We start from the raw sequence: 9,123 nt of genomic DNA on the forward strand, positions 1-9,123 counted from the left end.
GCGGCGGAGGGTTTTTCGCTGCGTCGGTGAGGTTTCTCGACGTGGAAGACGGTCGGCTCGGCGATGTTCTGCTGCGGTGACGGCTTCGCCGAAGAACCTCCGCGGCGGGCCGGGCCGGTGGTGTCCGATCCGGCCCGCCTGGCCCGGGGGTGCTCTCGCTGGCCGGTGCGGTCAGTCGCAGGGATCGGCTTCGGCGGCGGTTTTCAAGTCGCTGAGCCAGGTTTCGAGACCCATGTCGGAGGTGGGGTCGGCCTGGGGACCGCGGTGGCTTTCCTCGGTGCGGACGAGGACGCCGCCTCGGACGGGCGTGAAGGTCCAGACGTGGACGCCGTCGATGTGGTATCCGGCGCTGTCGGCGGGCCCGGTCCAGCGGAGGCATTCGCCGCGCTGGAGTTGCTGGACCGTGGAGCTGATGACGACTGTGCTCGGGGGAGCGGTGGGCACGTGAACGGTGGCCCGGAACCGCGAATGCTTGCGCAGCGGGCCCGGATCCAGGCGCTGCACGGTCATCGGGGCGGCGGGTTTCTGCCAGGAGGTCCAGGCTTCGACGTCGGTCTGCAGGTCCCAGATCGTGCGCAGCGGCGCGTGGACGAGGATTTCGGCCCGGTGGCGGGCTTGGGCGGCCGGGTCGACGCCGCGGCCCTGGCAAGTCAGCGGGGCCGGAGCGGCGGCGTGCGCGGGGGCGGCTCCGAGGACGCCGGCGGCGGCCAGCGGGACGGTGAGCAGAGCGGCCCGCAGGCCGGTCCGGCGCCGAGGGGTTCGCGAGGTGGCCGGGTGGGTGTCGCGCATGGTCCTGCTCCTCTGGTGGTGGGCCGGGCGAGTGGTTAAGCCCATTAACTATGGTGAAACCGTATAGCTCACCTCCGGTGAACGTCAATAGGGAAAGTGAGAGGGTCTAACCTGCGCCGGGCACGCTGGGGAAACGTCCGTGAGGGGAACCCTGAAGGAATCAGATTCCTTCAGGGTTCCCCTCACGGACTTGGGTTCAGGCTGGCAAGTCTTGGTGCGGAGAAGGTCTAGGCTCGCGAAGGGTCCGCCGTACCGCGTCGCGGAGCCAGCGGTGCGCCCCGTCGGCGGACTGCCGCGGATGCCACGCCATGCCGATCGTCAAGGGCGGCAATGGAACCGGGATGTCGAGAAGCCGCAGGCCGAGTGCGAGCGCGTCGGCGGTGAGCGGCGACGGGGGCTCGCCGGGGAGCGCCGCGGGGACCAGGCAGACGACGTCGCTGCGGGCGGCGAGGGTCATCGCGGCCAGATGACTGGGCAGGACGACCGCGACCCGGCGGCGGAGGTCGTGTTCGGCCAGCGCCGCGTCGAGCGGGCCGGTGAAGCGGCCGCGGCGGCTGACCGCGACGTGGTCGGCGGCGGCGAGCCGGGCGAGCGTCACGGGTCCCTCGGCGAGCGGGTGGCCGGGCCGGACCGCCGCCACCATCCGCAGGGCGAGCAGCTTTTCGACCTGCGTTTCGGGATCGACGTGGTCGATGGAGCCGACCTCGAGGTCGAGCCGCCCGTCGCGGAGGGCTGACCCGGCTTCCAGGTCCTCGGCCCGGACGCGCAGGGAGATTCCGGGGGCCTCTTCCCGGGTGAGCTGCAGCAGGCCGAAGGCCAGGGCGGCGCCGATGAGGTCGGCGGCTTGGATCGTGAAGGTGGAGCGCAGGGTCGCGGGGTCGACGACGGTTCCGGGGCTCAGCAGCGCGCCCAGGCTGTGCACCACCGCGGCGGCCTCCTCGCGCAGGGCTTGGGCGCGCGGGGTCGGGACCATCGCTTGCCCGGCCCGGACCAGCAGCGGGTCTTGCAGGATCCGGCGCAGCCGGGCGAGGGTGCGGCTCATCGCGGCAGGCGAGGTGTGCAGGCGCGCGGCGGCGCGGGTGACGCTCTGCTCGGTCAGCAGGGCGTCCAGCGCGACGGCGAGATTGGCGTCGATGGCCGGATTCAGGCTGTTCACCAGGGTAATTCCAGTTCAGGCAATGATTGCGTGCTGAAGTTCCCATTGTGGCAGCACCGCGGCGCTCAGCAGGATCGAGGGCGTACCGACCGGTCCTACCTACGAGGTTTTCATGATCGTCATCACTGCCCCCACCGGAAACATCGGCAGCCGCCTGCTGAGCCTGCTGCTGGCCGCGGGCGAGGACCTGCGGGCGATCGTCCGCGACCCGGCCCGGCTCCCGGACGAGGTGCGCGAACGCGTCGAGGTCGTCGTCGGCTCGCACGGCGACCCCGAGGCGGTCGACCGGGCCTTCGCCGGCGCCGAGGCCGTTTTCTGGGTCGTCCCGCCGGATTCGTCGCGGACCCCGGCGGACGGGTGGAGCGGCTTCACCGCCCCGGCCGCGAAAGCGCTTGCCGCGCACGGGGTCGGGCACGTCGTCGGCGTTTCGGCGCTCGGCCGCGGCACCGCGGTCGCCGATCGCGCGGGGCTCGTCACCGCGTCGCTCGCGATGGACGAGCTGATCGCCGGAACCGGCGTCGCGTACCGGGCGCTGGCCAACCCGTCCTTCTTCGAGAATCTGCTGGAGGAGGTCGACTCGATCCGGGAGAAGGGCGTCTACGCCGACGTACTGGACCCCGATCGCAAGGCACCGCTCGTGGCCGTCGCGGACATCGCCGCGACCGCCGCGCGGCTGTTGCTCGACCGGTCCTGGACCGGCTTCGCCGACGTCCCCGTTCTCGGGCCGGAAGACTTGTCTCCCAACGACTTGGCCCGCATCATGACCGAGCAGCTGGGCCGTCCGGTCCGCTACGAGCGCGAGTCGCTGGACGACCTGCGTTCCACGCTCATCGGCTACGGCCTCAACGAAACCTTCGTGCACGGCATCGCGGACATGAAGCACGCCAAGGACAACGGTCTCGACGCCGGTGTCGCGCGCACCGCGGATACCGCGTCTCCCACCACTTTCGAACAGTGGTGCGCCGAAACCCTCAAGCCCGCCTTCGAAGCCTGACCGGTAAGGATCCGCAATGTCCACAGAGGAAACACCGGTGACCGCGTTCCTGCTCGTCAAGACGACGCCGGAATGGCTCGCCCTGACCCCGCAGGAACGAGCGGACGCGTTTGCCGCCAAGGTCGTCCCGGCGATCGAGGCGAAAACCACCGGCGTCCGTTCCCGCTTCTACGACACCGAGTTCTACTCCGCGCGCGTCACCGACGTCTGGGTCTGGGAGGCCGACGATCACCGCGCCTACCAGCTCCTGATCGACGCGCTGCGCGAAACTCCGTTCTGGGACCGGTATTTCGAGATCGTCGACCTGCTGGTCGGCACCGAGAACGGGTACGCGCGCACGTACGGGCTGGACCCGCTGGCCACCATCGCCACCTGAGCACGCGAACAGGCCCCGTCTCCGGAACGCGGAGACGGGGCCCGGTCAGGCCTGGATCAGTGCGCCGCGGCCAGCGCCGCCGCCGGGGCGGGCGGGACCAGCTTCGGGTATTCCTTCTGGAACCGCTCGATCATCTTCGCGGACGGGATGATCCGGTTCGGGTTGTTCTGGCTCACGGCCTGCTTCTCGCCCCACGCGCCGGCGGCCTTGCGCTGGTCGGGGGTGCCGTGGCTGTGGTAGCAGTCGCCGATGGAGGCGTCGAGGTAGGTGACCTCCTGCTGGGCGCGGGCGTTCCACGCCTCGCCCTTGGCGTGCGCGGCGAAATAGCCGCCGTAGGCGTCCGGGCCCATTTCGCTGGACTCGTTGCGCGGGTAGTTGTCGTGCGCGAAGTCGACCTGGTGGCCGTACTCGTGGCCGACGACCGCTTCCACCGACACATCGTCGAAGCCGAGGCGGTTGACCACGTCGAGCAGGCCGTCGCCGAGCATGATGCGCTTGCCGCCGAGGCTGTCGGCCGGGGCGGAGAACGCGTTGAGGGTCAGCAGCGGGTGGCGGCCGCCCTGCAGGGCCGGAACCTCGTAGAGCACCTTGGTCGCGAGCGCGCCCGCCGCGGCCGCCCGCTTGGGGTCGAGGCCGAGCTTGAACGTCTGCGTCGTGCGGTCCTGGCTGCCCAGGTCGGTGCCCTTCCAGGCGACCAGCTGGATGTTCCAGCTCTCGATGTCCCAGAACCCGCGCAGCTTGTCGATGGTCGAGCCGGCGCGCGGCGTGTACTGGCCGTCGGTGCCGAAGACCTGCGGGGTCTTGTCGCTGGCGATGGCCTGGGTGTAGAGCTGGCCGATCGCGCTCAACGCGCTGAGCGCCTTGCCCTCGGTCGGGGTCAGCTTCGCGGCGAGGCTGTTCGCGTAGGTCAGCAGCGATCCCTCGGTGCAGCCCGGGATCGGGCCCTGCGCGGCGTGCGCCTGCTGGCCCGGCCGCTTGACCGGCGAGTCGAACAGCGGGCCGACGCCGCGCAGCGCGTTCTCGGGCAGCCCCTGGTAGAGGTCCTCGACGTCCTGGTACAGCTGCGCGATGTCCTGGTCGACCGACGTCGGCTCGTCCGCCCGCGGCGCCGCGATCGCCGGGACGGCGGTGGCGACGGCCAGCGCCGCGAGGGTGCCCGCCGCGGCGAGCGTTCTGCCGAGAATTCTGGTCCGTTTGCGCATGGGCCCCTCACTCCGGTTTCAAGATCACGGTTTCAAGATCATCGAGTACGCCCAACCCTAAGACGATCTTGGGCGCGGAAACCGGGGCGAGGGAAAGAACCCCGGGATGGCCCACGCCTTTCGGCGGGTTTTCGCCCTGCGGACATCGGCCGAAAGTACTATCGGGCAACCCGGCGGCGGCCCCGGGAAAACGGACTTTCGGAAAAACGGGACGAACCGCACTTCGTCAAGCCCCGATCCGGAATCGCATCCGGCAGACCACGGCGTCGGAACGGCGGCGCAGTGCCCGGGCCAGCACCGCGCCGCGGCGGTTTTGCAGCACCCGTTGCCAGAAACGCTCCGGTTCGACCTCGGCGACCAGGACGAAAACGTGGCAGCCGGCGTGCCGGCGGAGGTGCTCCACGATCGGCTCGCCGAGGCGGCGGCGTTCGTCGTGCAACTGGACCAGCGGGACGTCCGGACGCCATCGTTCCCACGCGTCGACGAACTCGCGCGCTGATGCTTCCTCCTCGGGATGGGTCACGTGGACCGCCTCGACGTGGTCGCCGAGCGAGAGCGCGGCGGCGAGCGCGTCGCGGGTCAGCCGGGACACCGCGTGGACCGGGACGACCACCAGCGACCGGTTCGGCCGCGGCGGGGGCGGGGTGCGCCCGAGTTCGAGCCGGTCGCCGATGCGGCGGTAAGCGCGGTGGACCCATTCCATCAGCAGCACGAGCACCGGCAGCGCGACGACGATCAGCCAGCCGCCTTCGCCGAACTTCGTCGCCGTGACGACGATCGCGGCGATTCCGGTGAGCAGCGCGCCGAAACCGTTGAGCGCGGCCTTCCCTCGCCAGCGGTGCGGGCGGGAGCGGAACCAGTGCCGCACCATTCCGAACTGCGACAGAGTGAATCCGACGAACACGCCGATCGCGAACAGCGGCACGAGAGTGTTCATGTCGCCATTCGCGAGAACGAGCAGCAATGCCGAAGCGACAGCGAGGAAACCGACGCCGTACCGATAGACCTGCCGTTCGGCTCGCAGGGCGAATACGTGCGGGAGGTTGTTGTGTTTGGCGAGCAGCTGGGCCAGTACCGGAAGCCCGCCGAAAGACGTGTTGGCGGCCAGCGCCAACAAGACCACGGTGGAGAATTGCACCAGGTAGTAACCGAAACCGTTTCCGAGCGACGCGGCGGTCACCTGCGACAGGATGGTCACGCCGTCGACCGGATGGATCGAGAACTTCCCGATCAGCGCGGCGATCCCGAGCAGCATCACCGCGAGCAGCCCGCCGAGCGCGACCTCCGCTCGCTGCGCGCGGCGCACGCGCGGTCTGCGGAACGACGGGACGGCGTTGGCGATCGCTTCGACACCGGTCAGTGCCGCGCAGCCGTTGGCGAAAGCCTTGAGCAGCAACAGGAGTCCGACCGTCTGGAGGCTCTGGAGATGTCCACTTGCGACAGTCGCGGCCGGAGCGCTGCGGAAGAGCCCGACCACGACGACCGTGAGGATCGACCCGACGAACACCGCGGTCGGCACGATGAACGCCCGCGCGCTTTCGGCGATGCCGCGGAGGTTGATGCCGGTGATCAGCGCGAGCACGCCGAGGCAGAGCCACAGCCGATAGGGCAGCAAGGCGGGAAACGCCGAGGTCAGTGCCGCCACTCCGGCGGCGACCGACACCGCGACGTTCAGGACGTAGTCGACGATCAGCGACGCGGCGGCGACGAGCGAGGCGCGGCGGCCGAGATGGGCGCGGCTGACGCCGTAGGCACCGCCGCCCTCCGGGAACGCGGCGATGACCTGCCGGTACGACAGGGTCAGCACAGCGAGCAGGAGGGCGATCGCGAGTGTGACGGGCAGGGTGAAGCCGAGCCCCGTTCCTCCGGCGACGGCCAGGACGAGGACGATCGCCTCGGGTCCGTAGGCGACCGACGCCATCGCGTCGAGGGAGAGTGCGGCGAGGCCGCCGGCGACGGAAAGCCGGTGCCGGTCGGCGGCTCGCGGCGTTTCCGGGCGGGACAGAGTTGCGGTCACCCGATCAGGCTGGGCCACCGGGCGCGGCTGCCGGGCGGTCGTTGACGGTTTCCTGACAGTGATCTAGCGAACGATCTAGAGTACGCGGGCACTGCCTGGCGAGAAACGGGCGGAGTTGCGTCTGATGCAACGGGGTCTGGAGTGAGTCGAGCAACGATGACCAGTGATAACGGCACAAGCCGCACGATCGGCGAGGTCCGCGACTATCTGCTTCGCCAGCTGAACTCCGCCCTGCGCAGGCCCGGCATGTACGGCGGGGAGAACGCACTCCGTCTGTTTCTCGATGCCATCGCGTTCGTCGACGGATGCGAGCAGCTCTTGGCCGACGACCTGACCGAGCTGCGGTCGCGGGAAGCGTTCGTCTCGACCGGGGTGAGCGGCGCGGTGGAACTCGTCATGGGCGAGCGGGACGCGGACATCATGGCGTCGGTTTACGCCGAGATCGCGCACCGCCGCGGCTGGTTCGCCTTGGAGAATACGTTGTCCCGCACGGATTACGACCGCCTCCGAAACCGGATGCCGTCGTGGTGCGCCGACGACCGGAGCCACAGCGAGGTCCTTGCCGAGATCGGGCCGCCGTCGGTGCTCATCGGCGGATCCAACCCGCTTTACCCGAAGACGCTCGCTTACGGCACCGCGCACCTCGACGACCCGCTTGTCTTTTTCCACCTCGGGAACGGAGCCGAGCCGCACGCCACCTGGCCGCCTGACCATCCGGAGCCGCTGCTGCTGGCGACTCGCTATGGCGGGGCAAGGTTCGTCGACCGGTTCGCCTTCACGCCCGCAGGCGCGGCCCGCCGGGCTCGGCTCACGTCGGGACAGCACGGCTCGACAGCCACACTGCCCAAGGAATAGTGCCCGTTTGTAGTTCAGGACCCGGCTTTCCAGTGCCGCACCGCGAACGGCCCGCCCACGAGCACCGCGAGCCCGACCACCCCGGCGACGATCATGCCCGGCCGCGAGTCGAACGCTCCGGTGGCGACCAGCACCACGCTGGTGATGATCGCCAGCACTTCCAGCGCGGAACGGCGACGGCGGCCGGATCCGCGGTCCAGCTTCTCGCTGAGCCGCGGATCCAGGGCGGACAAACCGCGTTCGATTTCGTTCAGCACACGCTGTTCCCGGTCGGTCAGCATGCGCCGCCCTGCCTCCGGTGCGCGGCCCGGCGGCGGATCAGGAACCGGAGCACGAAGACCCCGCCGAAGACCGCCGCGAACAACGGGAGCGGGTTGTTCCGGACAGCGTCCGCACCGGCCCGCACCTTCTCCGCCGCCGGGGCCGAGACGGTCTTCTCCACCTGTTCGGCCGCCCGGTCGATCGTCGCGTCGACCTTCTCGCTCGCTCGCGTCCGCACGTCCAGCTTGTGGCTCAGCGCGTCCAGCGTCTCGGCCAGCTCCTCGCGGGTGACATCCCGGTCCGCGCGGACCTCTTCCACCTTGCGTTCCGTCATGACCGCACCTGCTTCATCGTCTCGACGTCCTCGCGCACCCTCTCGACGGATTCCTCCGGCACTGGCGGGGCGGCGCGGCTGGCTTCCTTGCCGCCGATCAGCGCGGCGAGCCCGGCGACCAGCAGCAGCGCACCTCCGACGATCAGCGCGGCCAGCCAGCCGGGCATCACGAGCGCCAGACCGAGCACGGCGGCGGCGATCAGGGTCGCACCGCCGAGAAGCGCCAGCACACCGGCGAAGCCGACGAGCCCGGCACCGACTCCGAAGCGCTTTCCCTTCGACTGGAGTTCGGCCATGGCCAAGCGGAACTCGTCTTGGAGCAGGCGTTTGATGGACGTGGTCAGATCGGCCGCGAGGTCCGCGGTGGACTTCTCGCGCGCGGGGGTCCGGTTCATTTCCTCCAGCACGATGTCCTCCCTTCCTTTTCGAGGCGTACCCGGCTTGCGGACGGCGAAACGCGGCGAGGGCTGCGCGTCGACGACCCGGCCATGGCCCAGCGGCAGCGGGCTCGGCACCTGGTCGTCCGGGCGAAAGAGAAACAGCTAGGCAGGCGTAACCGAGCGCAACGCGGGTAGCCGGGAACCGAGCGGAGAAAGGAGACGATCTGATGACCACTGCCCGCGATTTGATGACCCCGGACGCCGTGTGCGTGCGCGCTTCGGAAACCGTGCACGACGCCGCGCAGAAGATGGCGCGCGAACAGCTGGGCGCCCTGCCGGTGTGCGGCGAGGACAACCGGCTCAAGGGAATGCTGACCGACCGGGACATCGTGGTGAAGGTGATCGCCGAGGGCAAGGACCCCCGTGCGGTGCACGCCGGCGAGCTGGCCCAGGGGGAGGCGGTGACGATCGGCGCGGACGACGACGTCGCCGAGATCCTGCGGACGATGTCGCAGCACCGGGTGCGCCGGCTGCCGGTGATCGACGGGCACGACCTGGTCGGCGTCGTCGCGCAGGCGGACGTCGCGAGGGCCATGCCCAATCCGGACACCGGTGTGCTGGTCGAGGCGCTGTCGCACGACTACTGACCGGCCGCGGGTTTGCTTCCGGCGGGGCTGGGTACCCGCCGGGCATCCCGGTGGTGGCCAGGGGGCGAGGGGCCGCGCAACCGTCGCAGGGGGTAGGGTGCGCGGCCGCCCG

At 70.2% G+C, this 9,123-nt stretch carries 11 protein-coding genes; 4 read left to right on the top strand and 7 right to left on the bottom strand.

From position 1 onward, the window contains the following. Positions 1 to 171: 171 nt before the first annotated feature. Positions 172 to 789 carry an SRPBCC family protein gene (locus tag ACWGIC_RS37820; protein WP_452080748.1) on the bottom strand — a complete coding sequence of 206 codons (618 nt, stop codon included), beginning with the start codon at positions 787 to 789 and terminating at the stop codon, positions 172 to 174. Positions 790 to 985: 196 nt separating this feature from the next. Then, positions 986 to 1,945 carry a LysR family transcriptional regulator gene (locus ACWGIC_RS37825; RefSeq protein ID WP_452080749.1) on the bottom strand — a complete coding sequence of 320 codons (960 nt, stop codon included), beginning with the start codon at positions 1,943 to 1,945 and terminating at the stop codon, positions 986 to 988. Between the two features lie 112 nt (positions 1,946 to 2,057). Between ACWGIC_RS37825 and ACWGIC_RS37830 the strand changes: the two genes are divergently transcribed. After that, positions 2,058 to 2,939, top strand: a complete 882-nt coding sequence (locus tag ACWGIC_RS37830; protein ID WP_452080750.1) for an NAD(P)H-binding protein — start codon at positions 2,058 to 2,060, stop codon at positions 2,937 to 2,939. 16 nt (positions 2,940 to 2,955) lie between these two features. Continuing rightward, positions 2,956 to 3,315, top strand: coding sequence for a darcynin family protein (locus ACWGIC_RS37835; RefSeq protein ID WP_452080751.1), 360 nt, complete (start codon positions 2,956 to 2,958; stop codon positions 3,313 to 3,315). A gap of 56 nt (positions 3,316 to 3,371) precedes the next feature. On the opposite strand, the gene ACWGIC_RS37840 is transcribed toward ACWGIC_RS37835, so the two are convergent. Continuing rightward, the gene (locus ACWGIC_RS37840; protein WP_452080752.1) at positions 3,372 to 4,517 is read right to left on the bottom strand and encodes a M48 family metalloprotease; all 1,146 of its coding nucleotides are present in this window, start codon (positions 4,515 to 4,517) and stop codon (positions 3,372 to 3,374) included. A gap of 226 nt (positions 4,518 to 4,743) precedes the next feature. Further along, the gene (locus tag ACWGIC_RS37845; protein WP_452080753.1) at positions 4,744 to 6,534 is read right to left on the bottom strand and encodes an APC family permease; all 1,791 of its coding nucleotides are present in this window, start codon (positions 6,532 to 6,534) and stop codon (positions 4,744 to 4,746) included. 156 nt (positions 6,535 to 6,690) lie between these two features. Here ACWGIC_RS37845 and ACWGIC_RS37850 point away from each other — a divergent pair, with 156 nt between their 5' ends. Continuing rightward, positions 6,691 to 7,389, top strand: a complete 699-nt coding sequence (locus tag ACWGIC_RS37850) for a hypothetical protein (protein WP_452080754.1) — start codon at positions 6,691 to 6,693, stop codon at positions 7,387 to 7,389. 14 nt (positions 7,390 to 7,403) lie between these two features. On the opposite strand, the gene ACWGIC_RS37855 is transcribed toward ACWGIC_RS37850, so the two are convergent. The 3 genes from ACWGIC_RS37855 to ACWGIC_RS37865 are packed head-to-tail and all read right to left on the bottom strand — an operon-like array spanning position 7,404 to position 8,391. After that, positions 7,404 to 7,670 (bottom strand): DUF3040 domain-containing protein, encoded by a 267-nt coding sequence (locus tag ACWGIC_RS37855; protein ID WP_452080755.1) that lies wholly within the window; start codon positions 7,668 to 7,670, stop codon positions 7,404 to 7,406. After that, on the bottom strand, positions 7,664 to 7,984 hold the full coding sequence (locus tag ACWGIC_RS37860) for a DUF3618 domain-containing protein (RefSeq protein WP_452080756.1): 321 nt from the start codon (positions 7,982 to 7,984) through the stop codon (positions 7,664 to 7,666). Before ACWGIC_RS37860 ends, ACWGIC_RS37855 begins: the two co-directional genes overlap by 7 nt. Continuing rightward, positions 7,981 to 8,391, bottom strand: coding sequence for a phage holin family protein (locus ACWGIC_RS37865; RefSeq protein ID WP_452080758.1), 411 nt, complete (start codon positions 8,389 to 8,391; stop codon positions 7,981 to 7,983). Before ACWGIC_RS37865 ends, ACWGIC_RS37860 begins: the two co-directional genes overlap by 4 nt. Positions 8,392 to 8,591: 200 nt before the next feature. Between ACWGIC_RS37865 and ACWGIC_RS37870 the strand changes: the two genes are divergently transcribed. Beyond that, positions 8,592 to 9,011, top strand: coding sequence for a CBS domain-containing protein (locus ACWGIC_RS37870; protein WP_452080757.1), 420 nt, complete (start codon positions 8,592 to 8,594; stop codon positions 9,009 to 9,011). Positions 9,012 to 9,123: the final 112 nt, after the last annotated feature.

It is taken from the genome of Amycolatopsis sp. NPDC054798 (genome assembly GCF_053611505.1).

Excerpts from the sequence above, each read along its gene's own strand:
- ACWGIC_RS37830 (WP_452080750.1), top strand. The coding sequence starts at position 2,058 with ATGATCGTCATCACTGCCCCCACCGGAAACATCGGCAGCCGCCTGCTG.
- ACWGIC_RS37860 (WP_452080756.1), bottom strand. The coding sequence starts at position 7,984 with ATGACGGAACGCAAGGTGGAAGAGGTCCGCGCGGACCGGGATGTCACC.
- ACWGIC_RS37850 (WP_452080754.1), top strand. The coding sequence starts at position 6,691 with ATGACCAGTGATAACGGCACAAGCCGCACGATCGGCGAGGTCCGCGAC.
- ACWGIC_RS37840 (WP_452080752.1), bottom strand. The coding sequence starts at position 4,517 with ATGCGCAAACGGACCAGAATTCTCGGCAGAACGCTCGCCGCGGCGGGC.
- ACWGIC_RS37855 (WP_452080755.1), bottom strand. The coding sequence starts at position 7,670 with ATGCTGACCGACCGGGAACAGCGTGTGCTGAACGAAATCGAACGCGGT.
- ACWGIC_RS37820 (WP_452080748.1), bottom strand. The coding sequence starts at position 789 with ATGCGCGACACCCACCCGGCCACCTCGCGAACCCCTCGGCGCCGGACC.
- ACWGIC_RS37870 (WP_452080757.1), top strand. The coding sequence starts at position 8,592 with ATGACCACTGCCCGCGATTTGATGACCCCGGACGCCGTGTGCGTGCGC.
- ACWGIC_RS37835 (WP_452080751.1), top strand. The coding sequence starts at position 2,956 with ATGTCCACAGAGGAAACACCGGTGACCGCGTTCCTGCTCGTCAAGACG.